Consider the following 15,196-nt stretch of genomic DNA (forward strand, 5'->3'; position numbering starts at 1 on the left):
CGGCGACCCGGAACAGGCCCCGGAGCTGATGCTCCGGGGCCTGTTCGTCGCAGGGTCCGCGTCAGGCGGCGGAAACCTCCGCGAGGGTCTGGATCCGGTCCAGCGCCGGCGGGGACACCGGCGACTTCTCGGTCAGGTACGCCACGAAGGCGTCCAGGTCGATCATTCCGGTGACGGCGTTCTTGCCACCGGTGAGGACGCCGAAGCCGTCACCACCGCCGGAGAGGAAGTTGTTCACCGTGACCCGGAAGGTCGCGGCGTCGGTGACCGGGGCACCGTTGATGGTGAGGCTGCCCCGGACCACCCGGGTACCGCTGCACGGCGCGTTGACGGGCGCCGTGGTGCCGTTGCCGTCGACGAGGTAGTGCACGGTCGAGGACGCGTACAGCACGCGGGCGACGGTGAACTGCTGCTCCAGCATGCAGTAGAGCTGCGCGCCGGTCAGGTCCAGCGTCACCAGGTTGTTGGCGAACGGCTGGACGGTGAACGCGTCGGAGTAGGTGACCCGGCCGGCGCCGAGGTCGGCGCGGACACCACCCGGGTTCATGAACGCGGCGACCGCGTTCTGCTCGTTGTCGGTGGCGACGAGCTGGGCGTCGGCGATCAGGTTGCCGAGCGCCGACTCACCGGTCTGGTACGTCGGCTTGCCGTTGGCGTCGACCCCGGTCTGGTACAGGTTCTCCTGGGCCCTGGTGATCGCGGCGGTGGTCTCGCCGACCACCCTGTCGGCGACCGGGCCGAGGGCGGTCTTGTAGTGGTCGATCAGCGCGGTGCTGGCCGGGTCCTTCGGGGCGTCCCGGGTGACCACGACGTTGTTCGCCTTGGCGCTGATGACGTCCTTGGTGCGCTGGTCGATCTTCAGGTCGATCTCGGTGACCAGGCGGCCGAAGGAGCTGGCGCTGGTGACCAGCTTGCCGTTGATGTTGCAGTTGTACGCGGCGTGGGTGTGCCCGCTGACGATCACGTCGATGGACGGGTCCATCCGGTTGGCGATGTCGACGATCGGGCCGCTGAACCCGGTGCAGTCGTTGATGCCGCCGCCGTTCTGCACCCCGCCCTCGTGCAGCAGCACGACGATGGCCTCGACATTCTGGCCGCGCAGGATGCGGGCGTACTTGTTGGCCGTCTCCGCCTCGTCGGCGAAGGTCAGACCGGCCACACCCTGCTGGCTGACGATCTGCGGGGTGCCCTCCAGGGTCATCCCGATGAAGCCGATCTTGACCCCGTCGATCGTCTTGATGCCGTACGGCGGCAGCAGCGGCTGGCCGGTGGCGGTCTTGAAGGCGTTCGCGGAGAGGTACTGGAACTTGGCGCCCTTGAACGGGGTGCCGTCGGCGCAGCCGTCGACGGGGTGGCAGCCGCCCTTCTGCATCCGGAGCAGCTCGGTGGCGCCCTCGTCGAACTCGTGGTTGCCGACGCTGGTGAACTCCAGCCCGGCGAGGTTCATCTCCTCGATCGTCGGCTCGTCGTGGAAGGCCGCGCTGAGCAGCGGGGAGGCGCCGATCAGGTCACCGGCGGCGACCGTGACCGTGTGGTCCTGCTCCTTCTTGGTCTTGCCGCGCAGCTTGGCGAGTTGGGTGGCCAGGTACTCCGCGCCACCGGCGGGCTGCCCGTCGATGGTGCCGCTGGACCCGGTCGGCGGCTCCAGGTTGCCGTGGAAGTCGTTGATGGCGAGCAGCTTGACGTCGACCGGCTTCGGATCGGCCTCGGCCTGGTCGGGCTGGATGGCGACCGTGGTGAACGCGGTCGCGGCGAGCGCGGCCAGGCCGACAGCGGCCCGGCGGCGCATCCCGGGGACGGACATGGAACTCCTCATGAGATTCGGCGCGTGCTGTCCGGACGACGGTTCGCCCGGCGACCCTGGTCCGTGCCGTGACAGGGGTCGGTCTCGGGTGGCGAAGTCGGGGGTTGCCACCCGGCGTGGGAAAGCTTCTCATCAACCGGCCGATCGGTCGACCGGGCCGGCGCATCGGGATGATGAATTGCTGGCGACGACCTGCGCCGGTCAGCCCGACGAGTCCGACATGGCGGGCAGGTGAATTTCTTCATGGCCGCCCGATGTCACCGGGGTGGGCTATGAAGGTAGCCATGACGTCGAAGGGGACCACCTGGACGGTGGACACGGTGCGGTCCGCCGACGGCACCACGATCGCGTACGAGGCGGCCGGCGACGGGCCGCCGATCATCCTCGTCGGCGGGGCGTTCAACGACCGGAACACCACCCGCCCGCTGGCTGCCGAGTTGGCCGCCGACTTCTCCGTCTACGGCTACGACCGGCGCGGCCGTGGTGGCAGCGGGGACACCGCCCCGTACGCGGTGCGGCGGGAGATCGACGACGTGGCGGCCCTGATCGACCGGGCGGGCGGGACGGCGTACGTCTACGGTCTCTCCTCCGGCGCGATCCTCGCCGCGTACGTGGCGGCCGAGGGGCTGCCGGTGACCGGGCTGGCGCTCTTCGAGCCCCCGTTCCAGGTCGGCTCGCACGGCGGTGTCGAGCCAGGGCTGGCCGGGCGGCTGACCGAGTTGGTCTCGGCGGGCCGGCACGGGGACGCCGTCGCGCTCTTCCTGACCGGGGCGGTCGGGGTGCCGGCCGAGGCGGTCGCCGGGATGCGCGGCGGGCCGGAGTGGGCCTGGATGGAAGGGCTGGCGCACACCCTGGCGTACGACATCACGGTGACCGGCGAGGGGCTGCCCGCCGACCGGCTCGCCACGATCGCCGTCCCGACCGTCGTGGTGGACAGCACGGGCAGCCCGGACCGGCTGCGGGAAGCGGCCGCCGCGACGGCCGGGGCGATCCCCCACGCCACCCGCCGGAGCCTGGCGGGTGGGTTCCACGAGGTGCCGCCGGAGGTGCTGGCTCCCGCGCTGCGCGACGCTCTGCTCGGCTGAGTCCGGTCGGTGCCGGCTCCCCGGGGGAGCGGGAAGCCGGTGCCTCGGAGGTGGCGACCACCGGGTTTGACGTCCGGCGGCCGCCACGGCACGAGTTGCCCTCGCCCGCTCAGCGGCACCGCCAGGCGGTCGGCAGGCGCTCCCCAGACGTTCCGGCGGCACTGCCCTGGATGACTCCCTCGTCGTCGATGACCAGCGGACCCATGCCGTAGTCGCGGATGGTGCCGGGCGGCAGCGGCAACGGCTGGGCCGTCCCGTCCTGCTCCACCAGGTACCAGCCATCGCCGGGCTTTCTGGCCAGCAGTTGTCCATTCGCGTCGACGGTCACCGTGTTCTGGTGATGGGCGTCCAACCCGTGATAGACGAAGACCTGGTTGGTGCTGGTGTTCCACAGCGCCGGCACGGTTCTCTCCCCACCCGTGCCCGGTACGGTCCCAGCTATCCAGGCACCCCGCACGGGTCGCGCGATCCCCATGCCCCACCCGTCGGGAGCGGTCATGACCACGGCGCTTCCGTCGGGACGTGACACCCGTACGGCTCGACTCACGTCGGCACCCGAGCCCAGGATCACCCATTCCGTCAGCGTGCCGTCCTCCGCCCAGTCGAGGATCTCACCATGCACCTGCTCTTCGACCACCCGGGGCGATTCGTCCGAGCCGGCCGGCCAGACGACCAGCGCCCTGCTGTCCGCCTCATCGAGGCCGGTCATCCCGAGAATGTCCCCGCGCTCGTTGATCGCCACGGGCGTGACCTGGCGATGCCCGGACGGCATGGCCAGGTTCCGCACCTGGCCATCGCGGTACACCCAGGCCGCGTTCGGGCGGTTCACGCCGTCCCAGCGGGTGCCCACCGCGACTCCGGCGGAGTTCACCGCGTTCACCCGGGCAACATAGGACCGGGACAGGTCGGTGACGGAGGGCTTTCCCCGGTCCCAGATCACCAGGTACGTGCGGCTCTTCTCGGTCCGCCAGTTCAACGCCGAGCCGGTCCCGGCCATGAATCGGCCGGTGGGCTCGGTCTCGTCCTCGGGCCGCATGCCGCTCCTCTCCCGGACCCTCCGCACCGTTGACGGAGCGAACCCCGGCCCAGGGGTTGTAACCGGACAAATTGCCCGGCCATTCGGCACGGCGTGGCGGCGCGACCCCTACAGCGACCTGCCGCAGCAGGTCCGTCCCGTCAGAACCAGCAGGTCTGCCCGGCGGCGTGGCTCACCTGGACGATGTGCGTGACACAGCCGCCGTCGGCCACCCGGTGCAGCAGGAACGCGGTCGGTTCGGCGACCAGCCCGATCTCCTCGTCCTCGGCCATGGTCAGGCTCGCCTGCACCCAGGTGCTCGGCGCGGTGGTCAGCACCGTACCGGCGAAGGCGCTGGTCACCGCGCGGTGCAGGTGACCGGCGGTGACGCGTACGACATGGGGGTGGCGCGCGATCACCTCGGCGAACGCGTCGGCGTCGGCGAGCCGGATGGCGTCGGCGGCCGGCACGCCGACCGCGACCGGCGGATGGTGCAGGCACACGACGGCGGGCACGTCCGGCCGGCCGGCGAGCACCCCGTCGAGCCAGCCGAGTTGCTCGTCGCCGAGCCGACCGCCACTGCCGCCGGGAGCGAGCGAGTCCAGCACCACGAGCGTCCCGTCCGGGTGGTCGAGGTGGTAGTACGCCGAGAAGCCGCCGCCCAGGTAGGGGGTGCCGCCGAAGGTGTCCAGCAGCGACTCCCGGTCGTCGTGGTTGCCGGTGGCGAGGTGGACCGGCAGCGGGAAACGCCCGATGATGTCGCGCAGCGCGACGTACTCGTCGGGTCGGCCGTTGCTGACCAGGTCACCGGTGATCACCACGCAGTCGGGGCGGGGGCGCAGCGCCAGCACCCGGCCGAGGGCCCGGTGCAGCCCGGACGCCTGCTCGGCGGCGAGCGGGCCGGTGGTCACGTGCGGGTCGCTGAGCTGGGCGATGAGCATCGACGCCTCCTCGGGACCGGGACCCTCACGCTATCGTCGCCGGCCCCACCGCGCGGGCCCGCCGTCTCCACAGGCCGCGTCCACACCCTGTGGATAGCACATGTGTACGAAGGTCGCCGGACCGCCCGCTGAGTACCCTTGATCGCACCCCCGGCCCCTCCCACCAGGAACGACGTGGAACACGAGCAAGTCGTCCGAGACGTCACGGTCCGCCTCCCGATGGCGTCGACCGCCCTGGAGGCGTGCCAGTGGACGGTCACCGCGCTCGCCCGCTACACCCCGGCGGCGATCTCGATCCTGCTCCAGGTCCACGACCGGCTTCGCTGCGTGGCGGCCACCGGCGCCTGGCAGGTGTGCTCCACCGTGCCGCCGGAGACCGGGTACGACCCCGCCGGCGCGGCACGCCTGGCGCCGCGCCGCGACCTGGAGCGGTCGATCGTCGGCCGGGTGTACGCCTCCGGCGAGACCGCCGCCGTCGCCGACGTGACCGCCGACCCCGACCACCTTCCGGTACGCCCCGACGTCACCGCCGAGCTGTGCGTGCCGGTGCTGGACCCGGCGGGCCGCCCGATCGGCGTGCTCGACCTCCAGTGGAGCGACCCGGTCGAGCTGGACCGGTGGCGGGAGACCGCCGAGCGGCTCGCCCGCCGGCTGGGCGCCCGGATCGTGGCGCTCGGCGGGCCGCCCGCGGAGAGCCGCGGCGAGAAGCTGCTCCGGCACGCCGCCGCGATGACCGCCGCCGCCACCGACTGGGACCTGATGACCGCCGCGATCGCCGCGGCCCGGGACGTGTCGACCCTCTCCGCCGCCGTGCTGGTCCTCGCCGCCGAGCGGGGGCCGCGGCTCGGCGCGCCGACCGGCACCCCGGGCGAGTTGGAGTCCCGGATCCGGGCCGAGTTGGCCGAGGCCGGTCCGGCCGCGCTGAGCCGGCTGACCGCCCGGGCGCACCGGCACGGCTCGGCGTACACCCTCGGCGAGGCCGGGCACCCGCCGACCGAGGACTACCTGCCGCTGGCCCGGGCCGGGGCCCGCACCCTGGTGGCGGTGCCGATCGGGCCGCCGGACGTCGGCGGGGTGCTGCTGGTCGCCGACGAGCGGCTGCTGCACCCCGACCCGACCACGGTCAACCTGATGGAGCTGCTGGCCAGGCAGGCGTGGGCCTGCCTGGACCGGCTGCGTACGCTCGCCCGGCTGCGCGAGCAGGCCAGCTCGGACCCGCTCACCGGGCTGCGCCACACCGGGCCGTTCGGGCAGCGGATCGCGAGCGCCACGCCGGGGCGTACCGCCCTGTTGGCCATCGACGTGGACGGTTTCAAGAACGTCAACGACACGTACGGCCACCAGGCCGGGGACCGGCTGCTGGTCGGGCTGGCCCGGGCGCTGGAGGGGGCGCTGCGGCAGGGCGACGAGTTGTACCGCACCGGCGGCGACGAGTTCGTCGCGGTGATCGAGGTGAGCCGCCCCGAGGAGGCGGTCCGGATCGCCGAGCGGCTGACCGAGGCGGCCCGGCGTACCGGCCGCACCATCAGCGTCGGCGTCGCCCTGCCCCACCCCGGCGAGTCCCCCGAACGCACCCTGCTCCGCGCCGACCAGGCCCTCTACGCCGTCAAGCGCCACGGCCGCGACGGCGTCCACCTATCCGCCGCCTAACCCCCCTCCCCTCCCCCTCCCCACCCCTCCCTCCCCCACCCCCTCAACCCGCCGATCTTGCAGTTTCGGCCCCTGACTCACCCCATTTGCCGGTTATACCCCGGACGAAAGTGCAAGATCGCGCGCGGGAGAGGGGCGGGGGAGGGAGGGATGGAGGGGGGGAGGGAGGGGGGAGGGGTTAGGGGTGGGTTAGTTCGTTGGCGAGGAGTTCGGCGATTTGGGCGGTGTTGAGGGCGGCGCCCTTGCGGAGGTTGTCGCCGGTGACGAAGAGGTCCAAGGCGCGGGGGTCGTCGACGGCGCGGCGGATCCGGCCCACCCAGGACGGGTCGGTGCCGACGGCGTCGATCGGCATCGGGAACTCGCCGGCGGCCGGATCGTCGACCAGGATCACGCCCGGGGCGTTACGCAGCGCCTCCCGGGCGCCCTCGGCGTCCACCTCGGTGGCGAAGACCGCGTGCACGGCCACCGAGTGACCGGTGACCACCGGCACCCGTACGCAGGTGGCGGAGACCTTGAGGTCGGGCAGCCCGAGGATCTTGCGCGACTCGTTGCGCATCTTCAGCTCCTCGGACGACCAGCCACCGTCGGCCAGCGAGCCGGCCCAGGGCACCACGTTGAGCGCCAGCGGGGCGGGGAACGGGCCCAGCTCGTCGCCGACCGCCTGCCGCACGTCACCGGGACGGGAGCCGAGCACCCGGTCCCCGGCGATCTTGCCGAGCTGGGCGTGCAGCGCGTCCACGCCGGCCTGACCCGCTCCGGAAACCGCCTGGTACGACGCGAGCACCAGCTCGCGGAGGCCGTACTCGCGGTGCAGTGGGGCGATCGCCACGATCATCGCCAGCGTGGTGCAGTTGGCGTTGGCGATGATGCCCTTGGGCCGGTTGCCGATCTGCTCCGGGTTGATCTCCGGGACCACCAGCGGGACGTCCCGGTCCATCCGGTACGCGCCGGAGTTGTCCACCACCACGGCGCCCCGGCTGACCGCGACCGGCGCCCACGCCGCCGAGACCTCGTCGGGCACGTCGAACATCGCGACGTCCACGCCGTCGAACGCCTCGGCGGTGAGCGCCCGCACGGTGAGCGCCTCACCCCGGCACTGCACCTGGCGCCCGGCGGACCGCTCGGAGGCGAGCAGCCGGATCTCGCCCCAGACGTTGCGCCGGGAGGAGAGGATCTGGCACATCACCGTGCCGACGGCACCGGTCGCCCCGACCACGGCGAGGGTGGGCAGCGACGACATGTCGCGCTACCGCCCGGTGCCCGCGTAGACCACGGCCTCGGTCTCGCCGCCCAGGTCGAAGGCGTCGTGGATGGCCCGGACCGCCTTGTCGAGGTCGGTGTCCCGGCAGACCACGGAGACCCGGATCTCCGAGGTGGAGATCATCTCGATGTTCACCCCGGCCGCGCCGAGCGCGGCGAAGAAGCCGGCCGCGACGCCCGGGTGCGAACGCATGCCGGCGCCGATCAGGGAGACCTTGCCGACGTGGTCGTCGTAGAGCAGGCCCTTGAACTTGACCGACTCCTGGATCTTGCTGAGCGCGGCCATGGCGGTCGGGCCGTCGGTCTTGGGCAGGGTGAACGAGATGTCGGTGCGGCCGGTGCCCTCGGTGGACACGTTCTGCACGATCATGTCGATGTTGATCTCAGCCCCGGCCACGGTGTCGAAGATCCGCGCGGCGGCGCCCGGCTCGTCGGGCACGCCGACGATGGTGATCTTCGCTTCGCTGCGGTCGTGGGCGACCCCGGTGATCAGTGCCTGTTCCACGGGAAGGTCCTCCATCGATCCGGTGACCATCGTGCCGGTGTTGGTCGAGTATGACGAACGGACGTGGATCGGCAGCTCCGCGCGCCGGGCGTACTCGACGCTGCGCAGGTGCAGCACCTTGGCGCCGCAGGCGGCCAGCTCCAGCATCTCCTCGTAGGTGATGGTCTTGATGTGTCGGGCGTTCGGCACGATCCGCGGGTCGGCGGTGAACACGCCGTCGACGTCGGTGTAGATCTCGCAGACGTCCGCCTCGAGCGCGGCGGCGAGCGCCACGGCGGTGGTGTCCGACCCGCCCCGGCCAAGCGTGGTGACGTCCTTGGTGTCCTGCGAGACACCCTGGAAGCCGGCCACGATGACCACCGCGCCCTCGTCCAGCGCACCCTTGAGGCGGCCCGGGGTGACGTCCATGATCCGGGCCTTGCCGTGCACCGAGGTGGTGATCACGCCGGCCTGCGAGCCGGTGAACGAGCGGGCCTCGTACCCGAGGTTGTGGATGGCCATGGCGAGCAGCGCCATGGAGATCCGCTCCCCGGCGGTGAGCAGCATGTCCAGCTCGCGGCCCGGTGGCAGCGGACTGACCTGGTTGGCCAGGTCGAGCAGCTCGTCGGTGGTGTCGCCCATCGCCGAGACCACCACGACCACGTCGTCGCCGGATTTGCGGGCGGCCACGATGCGTTCAGCCACCCGCTTGATCCGCTCGGCGTTGGCGACGGAGGACCCGCCGTACTTCTGCACCACGAGTGCCACGACGGTGCACTCCCTCCCAGCGACGACCCTGAGCGTGCCGACGCCGCCGGGTTCCGGCCCGGCGGCGCGTGTCAGACCATCCCAGGGTATCCGCCCGCGCACATCACCGGACCGGGTGATCCCACCATCCGGCCCGGCGTGGGTCGGCTCACCAGGGCCGGACCCGTCGGTCGCGGCCCGCGCGACACGCCGGGACAACAGCCGTACGGCGGGCTCCCCGGACCCTGCGGGCACCGCAGAATGTTTCGGTGCACGCTCACTTCCGCGCGGCCCGGCGGCTGACCGGTGTCCTGGCGATCACCCTGCCGGCGCTGCTGGCCGCCTGCACCGCCGCCCCGCCGCCGGCCCCGGTCAGCACCGCCGACCCGCTACGGGCGGAGGCGGACGCGGACGCGGCCCGCGACGAACTGGCCGCGCTGGCGGCCGCCGCCCAGGATCGCCACCTCACCGCCACCTACACGCTGGCCACGGCGGACGGCCCGGCCCGGAGGATCTCGGTGACCAGCGCGAACGACGGCTCCTGGCGGGTGGACGTGCCCGGCTGGGGCCGGGGCGGCACGGTCGACGTCTCGCTCGCCGCCACCGCCGACGGGCTGTTCCAGTGCGCGCTGCCCTCGGCCGGCCGGCCGGAGTCGGCGAGCTGCGTACGCCTCGGCGACCCCGACGACGCCGTGCCACGGAAACTGGACCCCCGGGTGGAGCACCCGTTCACCGACTGGCTGGACGTGCTGACCGACCGGCGGGCCGCGCTCGCGGTGTCGCCGGCCACTCCGCCGGCCGGGGTCGGCGGTCAGTGCTACTCGGTGGAGTCGACGTCCGCCTCCCTCAATGCCCCGCTGGACGTGGGCATCTACTGCTACCGGCCGGACGGCACCCCGTCGATGATCCGGGCCGCACTCGGCACCCTGACGCTGACCGGCGAGCCCGGTCCGGCGCCGGCCACGGTGCAGTTGGCCGGGCCGGTCGCCGAGGGAGAGCCGATCGGCCGGGAGGCACCGCCGCCAGGGGACAGTCCGAGCCCCGGAACGCAATGACCCCCTTGTCCGTTACGGGTGCTCTTAAACACATCTGACCGGCCCGACGAAGTGGGCGAAACCGCCATCAGGGACGCTCTGTCCCATGCCTGACCTCACCCCGCTGCTCGCCTTCCGCTGGAGCCCCCTGGCCTTCGACCCCGACGCGGAACTCACCGGCGACCACGCGGCCTCCCTGCTGGAGGCCGCCCGCTGGGCCCCCTCGGTCGGCAACGCGCAGCCGTGGCGGTTCGCACTGGGCCACCGGCAGGACGAGACCTGGAAACGGACCCTGGTCAACCTCCCCGAGGACGACCAGCGGTGGGCGCGGCACGCCTCCGCCCTGGTGGTCGGCGCGCACACCGGCGGCGACCCGGAGCGGGCCGCGTACGACCTGGGTCAGGCCGTCGCCCACCTGACCGTGCAGGCCACCGCGCTCGGCCTGCACGTGCACCAGCTCACCCGCTTCGACCGGGCCGGCCTCGCCGCCGAGTTGGACCTGCCGGTCGGGGTCCGGCCGCTGGTGGTGGCCGCCGTCGGCCACCTCGGTGACCCGTACACCCTCCCGGCGGAGTTGCGCGCCCGGGAGACCGGCCTGCGCCACCGCCAGCCCCTCGCCGCCCTCCTCTTCCGCTGACCCGGCCCGCGTTCCCGCGTTCCCGCGTTCCCGCGTCAAGATCGTGCTCAATCCGGGATCGAGTGGTATCCGGAACGCGCCGAGGCCACTTCCTGGATCGAGCACGATCTTGCCGGACCGAACGCGAGGCGAGGTGAGAGACGGGGCTACTCGCCGCGGGCCGCGCGGAGCAGGACCATGCCCGCCTCGGTGTTCCGGTAGAGGACGTGCCGGCCCTGCCGGGTCCGGGCGACCAGCCCGGCGGCGAGCAGCGCGGAGAGGTGCTGGGAGACGTTCCCGCAGGACATTCCCACCCGGTGGGCCAGGTCGGTGGTGGTCGCCGCCGTGTCGAGGAGGTGGAGCAGCGCCGCCCGGCCCGAGCCGACCACCCGGGCCAGCGGGTCGCCGGACGGCGCGGGGCCCACCTCCCAGAGCGTGCCCACCGCCCGAACCGGGTACGTCCCGCCGGGCGGCGACTCCTCCAGCAGGTTCCACAGCACCCGGCGTTCGGCGAAGACGCCCGGGTTGAGCACCAGCCCGCGCCCGCCGAGATCGAAGTCGAGCCGCCACGGGTCGTCGCTGACCACCCGGTCGCCGAGCCAGCGCAGGGTCGGGTGGAGCTGGCCGAAGAACTGGCCCGCGCCGGCCTCGGCGAGCACCGCGGCCCGGTGGGCGATGTCCGCCTCCAGCAGCGCGTGGATCCGGGACCAGTCCGGGGCGACCGCCTCGTCGTACCAGATCCGCACTGCGGTGACGAGCTGCGGCAGCAAGCGACGTGGGTCCCCGAGCAGGGCCCGCCCGAACGGACTCAACGGGCGCCTTGGTGTGGTGGCCAACAGGTCCCGGACCACCACCGCCGGCGGGGTGGCGGCGATCTGGTCGAGCTGCTCCGCCAGCTCCACGTCGGGACGGGCCGCCGGCGGGGTGAGGAAGTCGGGCAGCCAGCGGCGTGGCCGGGTCAGCTCGACCAGTGGCCGGACCCGGACCGCGACCTCCGGGCGGCGCAGCGTCACCCGGGCCCGGTCGATCCAGGGCAGGTGCACCGCGTGCCGGATCGGTTCGTCCAGCGCCCACATGCTGGAGACGGTCTCCCAGACCGGGGAGATGGCGAGGCGTATCCCCGCCACGTCGGCCGCACCGAACCGCAGCTGTGACATCACCACCCCCGTCGAGGATTCGACCCAGCCTAAAAGGCTCGACCGAGCCGCGGGGGGCACGGTTCGATCGACGCCCATGGGGACCAGGGACACCATCCGCAGTGCCGTCCGACACGTCGTACCGCCGGCCGGCCTGACCCGCGCCCTGGCCGTGCAGGCCATGGTGTACGCGATCGGCCACGGCCTCTTCCAGGCCGGCAGCGCGGTCTTCTTCACCCGGGCGTTGGGACTCAGCCCGGCCCAGGTGGGGCTCGGGCTCTCGCTGGCCGCCGGGGTGTCCCTGCTCGGCACGGTCCCGCTGGGTGCGCTGACCGACCGGTACGGCGCGCAGCGGGTGTGGCAGGTGGGGCTGCTGGCGGAGGCGGCGCTGTTCGGGGCGTACCCGTTCGTGGGTGGCTTCGCCGGGTTCCTGGCCGTGATGGTCGCGCTGGCCGTGGTGGACGCGACCACCGGGGTGGCCCGGCAGGTCTACTCGATCAACGTGCTCCGCACAGAGGAGCGGGTGACCGCCCTGGCCTACCAGCGCTCGGCACTCAATGTCGGCTTCGGGCTGGGGGCGGTGATCAGCGGGGTGGTGCTGGCCGTGGACACCCTGGCCGCCTACCGGGGGATGGTCTGGTTCAACGCGGCGATGCTGCTGGTCACCGCAGTCTTCGTGCACCGGCTGCCGCGGGTGCCGGTCGCCGCCGCACCGGCCGAGGGACCCGGTCGCTTCGCCGTGCTGCGCGACCGGCCGTTCATGGCGGTGTCCCTCCTGGCCGGGCTGCTCAGCGCGCACGGCACGCTCTACCTGGTGGTGCTGCCGCTCTGGGTGCTCAGTCGCACCGACGCGCCCCGCGCCCTGATCGCGGCGCTGGTGCTGCTCAACACGATCCTCGCGGTGCTGCTCCAGGTACGTGCCAGCCGGGGCGCCGACACGGTGGCCGGCGCCGGTCGGGCGCTACGCGTCGGCGGCCTGTTGATTGTCCTGTTCTGCCTGGTCCTACCGATCTCGGCGCTGACCCGTGGAGGGCTGACCATCGCCGTGCTGGTGCTGGCGGCGGTGGTGCTCACCCTCGCCGAGTTGGTCCAGTCGGCCGGTGCCTGGGGGATCACCAGCACCCTGCCGCCGGCCGCCCACCGAGGCGCGTACGTCGGCGCGTTCCGGCTGGGCGGGCAGCTCCAGTACCTGGCCGGCCCGGCCGGACTGACCGCGCTCGGGGTCACCACCGGCGGCTGGGGCTGGTTCCCGATGGCCGCGCTCTTCGCCGTCGCTGCGGTCGCGGCGGTGCCGGTTGTCAGCTGGGCGGCCCGTCACCCCCGCCTCGGCGAGGCGGCCCTGGACCCGGCACCGCAGCCGGTGACTCCGGTCCCATAATCCGGGCGTTCCTTCTCACCCGTCGATTCACCGACGTAGTGTGACTACGTCATGTGGCAGGCGTACCTTCTCCTTGGCTGCCGCGACGAGGCCTGACCGGCCGGCACCTCGTCGCGGAGTTGAACCGCGCCGTCCAGCACATCCGAACTTCCTCTCGGCACCGCCCGGGCAACGTCGCCCGGCATCGCGCCGACACCTTCCGATCTGCTGACGCCACATGTTCCCAGGGAGCACTCCGAGATGGCTGAAACCGCCACCGACGCTCAATCCGATCCGATCGCCCGGCAGCGCCCGAGCCGGATGCCGTTTCACCGTTACCTGCCGTATCACCAGCAGTTCCGTCTTGACCTGCCGGATCGCGCCTGGCCGACGCGCCGGGTCGAGGCCGCGCCGCGTTGGTGCGCGGTGGACCTGCGCGACGGCAATCAGGCGCTGATCGACCCGATGTCGCCGGAGCGTAAGCGCCGGATGTTCCAGTTGCTCGTGCAGATGGGCTACAAGGAGATCGAGGTCGGTTTCCCCTCGGCCAGCCAGACCGACTACGACTTCGTCCGGCAACTGATCGAGCAGGATCTGATCCCCGAGGACGTCACCATCCAGGTGCTCACCCAGTGCCGGGAGCACCTGATCGACCGGACCTTCGAGTCGCTGCGCGGCGCCCGCCGGGCCATCGTGCACTTCTACAACTCCACCTCGACGCTGCAGCGGCGGGTGGTCTTCGGTCTGGACCGGGACGGCATCACCGACATCGCCACCAGCGGCGCCCGGCTCTGCCAGAAGTACGCGCAGATCCACACCCCGGACACCGACATCCACTACGAGTACTCGCCGGAGTCGTACACCGGCACCGAGCTGGAGTACGCGCTGGAGGTCTGCGCCAAGGTCATCGAGGTGGTCGACCCGACCCCGGACCGGAAGCTGATCGTGAACCTGCCGGCCACCGTCGAGATGGCCATGCCGAACGTGTACGCCGACTCGATCGAGTGGATGCACCGGCACCTGCCCCGGCGCGACAGCGTGACGCTGAGCCTGCACCCGCACAACGACCGGGGCACCGGCGTGGCCGCCGCCGAGCTGGGCCTGCTGGCCGGCGCCGACCGGGTCGAGGGCTGCCTGTTCGGCAACGGCGAACGCACCGGCAACGTCGACCTGGTCACCCTGGGACTGAACCTGTTCTCCCAGGGCATCGACCCCATGATCGACTTCTCGAACATCGACGAGATCCGCCGAGCCGTCGAATACTGCAACCAGCTCCCGGTGCACGAACGCCACCCGTACGCCGGCGACCTGGTCTACACCGCCTTCTCCGGCTCCCACCAGGACGCGATCAAGAAGGGCTTCGACGCCCTGCACGCCGACGCCGCGGCGGCCGGCGTACCGGTCGACGAGTTCACCTGGGCGGTGCCCTACCTCCCGATCGACCCGAAGGACCTGGGCCGCACCTACGAAGCCGTCATCCGCGTCAACTCCCAGTCGGGCAAGGGCGGCGTCGCGTACATCATGAAGACCGAGTACCAACTCGACCTGCCCCGCCGCCTCCAGATCGAATTCTCCGGCGTGGTCCAACAGGTCACCGACCACGACGGCGGCGAGGTCGAACCCGTCACCATGTGGCAGATCTTCGCCCGCAACTACCTCGCCGACCACCAGATCGACCCGACGATCGCGGTGGCCGACTACACCATCGGCACCACCGACAGCAAGGTCGAGATCGACGTCCAGGTCAGATACGACGGCCGACGCCACGCGCTGGCCGCGGTCGGCAACGGTCCGATCGACGCGTACGTCAACGCGCTGCACTCCCTGGGCGTGTCGGTACGCGTACTCGACTACCACGAACACGCCCTCTCCTCCGGCGGCGACGCGCACGCCGCCGCGTACGTCGAGTGCGAAGTCGACGGTCGTACGGTCTGGGGCGTCGGCGTGGACGCCAACATCGTGACCGCCTCGGTGAAGGCGGTCACCAGCGCCGTCAACCGCGCCCGCGCCTGAGCCGGCAAGGATCGGTCCCCTGTCAACGCCTCGGTGTTGACGGGGGACCGAAGG

General features: G+C 72.3%; 12 protein-coding genes. 6 read left to right on the forward strand and 6 right to left on the reverse strand.

The genetic code is table 11. The annotated features are described in order from the left end of the window. Positions 1 to 61: 61 nt before the first annotated feature. The gene (locus GA0070621_RS22310; protein ID WP_091199169.1) at positions 62 to 1,804 is read right to left on the reverse strand and encodes a bifunctional metallophosphatase/5'-nucleotidase; all 1,743 of its coding nucleotides are present in this window, start codon (positions 1,802 to 1,804) and stop codon (positions 62 to 64) included. A gap of 284 nt (positions 1,805 to 2,088) precedes the next feature. On the opposite strand from GA0070621_RS22310, the gene GA0070621_RS22315 reads away from it, so the two are divergent. Further along, a complete protein-coding gene (locus GA0070621_RS22315; RefSeq protein WP_091199171.1) occupies positions 2,089 to 2,889 on the forward strand; it encodes an alpha/beta fold hydrolase in 801 nt (266 codons plus the stop codon). A gap of 109 nt (positions 2,890 to 2,998) precedes the next feature. On the opposite strand, the gene GA0070621_RS22320 is transcribed toward GA0070621_RS22315, so the two are convergent. Then, positions 2,999 to 3,925 (reverse strand): hypothetical protein, encoded by a 927-nt coding sequence (locus tag GA0070621_RS22320; RefSeq protein WP_091199173.1) that lies wholly within the window; start codon positions 3,923 to 3,925, stop codon positions 2,999 to 3,001. 140 nt (positions 3,926 to 4,065) lie between these two features. Beyond that, on the reverse strand, positions 4,066 to 4,845 hold the full coding sequence (locus tag GA0070621_RS22325) for a phosphodiesterase (RefSeq protein WP_091199175.1): 780 nt from the start codon (positions 4,843 to 4,845) through the stop codon (positions 4,066 to 4,068). A 174-nt stretch (positions 4,846 to 5,019) separates the two neighbouring features. Between GA0070621_RS22325 and GA0070621_RS22330 the strand changes: the two genes are divergently transcribed. Then, positions 5,020 to 6,495: a sensor domain-containing diguanylate cyclase gene (locus GA0070621_RS22330; protein ID WP_091199177.1), complete on the forward strand. Its 1,476-nt coding sequence runs from the start codon at positions 5,020 to 5,022 to the stop codon at positions 6,493 to 6,495. Between the two features lie 178 nt (positions 6,496 to 6,673). Here GA0070621_RS22330 and GA0070621_RS22335 read toward each other — a convergent pair whose 3' ends face one another. Together GA0070621_RS22335 and GA0070621_RS22340 are read right to left on the reverse strand one after the other, a co-directional pair. Beyond that, positions 6,674 to 7,735, reverse strand: coding sequence for an aspartate-semialdehyde dehydrogenase (locus GA0070621_RS22335; RefSeq protein WP_091199180.1), 1,062 nt, complete (start codon positions 7,733 to 7,735; stop codon positions 6,674 to 6,676). 6 nt (positions 7,736 to 7,741) lie between these two features. Further along, a complete protein-coding gene (locus GA0070621_RS22340; RefSeq protein WP_091199182.1) occupies positions 7,742 to 9,007 on the reverse strand; it encodes an aspartate kinase in 1,266 nt (421 codons plus the stop codon). Positions 9,008 to 9,255: 248 nt separating this feature from the next. On the opposite strand from GA0070621_RS22340, the gene GA0070621_RS22345 reads away from it, so the two are divergent. Together GA0070621_RS22345 and GA0070621_RS22350 are read left to right on the forward strand one after the other, a co-directional pair. Further along, on the forward strand, positions 9,256 to 10,041 hold the full coding sequence (locus GA0070621_RS22345) for a hypothetical protein (RefSeq protein ID WP_167667162.1): 786 nt from the start codon (positions 9,256 to 9,258) through the stop codon (positions 10,039 to 10,041). An 85-nt stretch (positions 10,042 to 10,126) separates the two neighbouring features. Further along, positions 10,127 to 10,657 carry a nitroreductase family protein gene (locus tag GA0070621_RS22350; protein ID WP_091199184.1) on the forward strand — a complete coding sequence of 177 codons (531 nt, stop codon included), beginning with the start codon at positions 10,127 to 10,129 and terminating at the stop codon, positions 10,655 to 10,657. 146 nt (positions 10,658 to 10,803) lie between these two features. Here GA0070621_RS22350 and GA0070621_RS22355 read toward each other — a convergent pair whose 3' ends face one another. Then, positions 10,804 to 11,793 carry an ArsR/SmtB family transcription factor gene (locus GA0070621_RS22355; protein ID WP_157740029.1) on the reverse strand — a complete coding sequence of 330 codons (990 nt, stop codon included), beginning with the start codon at positions 11,791 to 11,793 and terminating at the stop codon, positions 10,804 to 10,806. Positions 11,794 to 11,869: 76 nt separating this feature from the next. Between GA0070621_RS22355 and GA0070621_RS22360 the strand changes: the two genes are divergently transcribed. Together GA0070621_RS22360 and leuA are read left to right on the forward strand one after the other, a co-directional pair. Next, a complete protein-coding gene (locus tag GA0070621_RS22360; RefSeq protein WP_157740030.1) occupies positions 11,870 to 13,150 on the forward strand; it encodes an MFS transporter in 1,281 nt (426 codons plus the stop codon). A gap of 240 nt (positions 13,151 to 13,390) precedes the next feature. Beyond that, positions 13,391 to 15,142, forward strand: coding sequence for a 2-isopropylmalate synthase (leuA, locus tag GA0070621_RS22365; protein ID WP_091199192.1), 1,752 nt, complete (start codon positions 13,391 to 13,393; stop codon positions 15,140 to 15,142). Positions 15,143 to 15,196 lie beyond the last annotated feature (54 nt).

The organism is Micromonospora narathiwatensis (assembly GCF_900089605.1).
Lineage (GTDB): Bacteria > Actinomycetota > Actinomycetes > Mycobacteriales > Micromonosporaceae > Micromonospora > Micromonospora narathiwatensis.